Raw genomic sequence first — 409 nt, 5'->3', positions numbered from 1 at the left:
TGGCAAGATGACGGATCCAAAAGTGTTCATGAAAGCATTGTTGGTTAAAGCTCAGCTTGTACATGATGAAGTTGTGTCGCGTATCCGGACAGAAAGAAAAGAACAATTTGCCTTGGTGAGAACTAAAGAAAATATGAACGCGTTCGTGGACAGGAAGGATGCCCACGAGAGAATATTTTTTACGACGGTCGGTTTAAAACAGAATTCTCGATATATTGGGATGGCAATTGTTCACGAGTTGGCTCATATAAAATTTGGCCATGAGGATCATATCTACTATTCGTCAGGTCATGTGATTAACCCGGCAGATGATAATAGGGCTGCTGTTGAGGCAGATTTGGTTTCCATGGGGGAGAAAGACGAAGCGTTAGCAAAGTATACGAAAGAAAATGTTTCTAAAGAGCAACGT

At 41.6% G+C, this 409-nt stretch carries 1 pseudogene; it reads left to right on the top strand.

Annotated elements, in window-relative coordinates:
* Positions 1-28: 28 nt before the first annotated feature.
* Positions 29-409, top strand: a pseudogene (locus AC1DH9_RS31075) (hypothetical protein); the annotation flags it as partial.

The sequence above is a fragment of the Pseudomonas sp. 05T35 genome (assembly GCF_056396605.1).
This window is presented reverse-complemented; position numbering and strand designations above follow the sequence as displayed.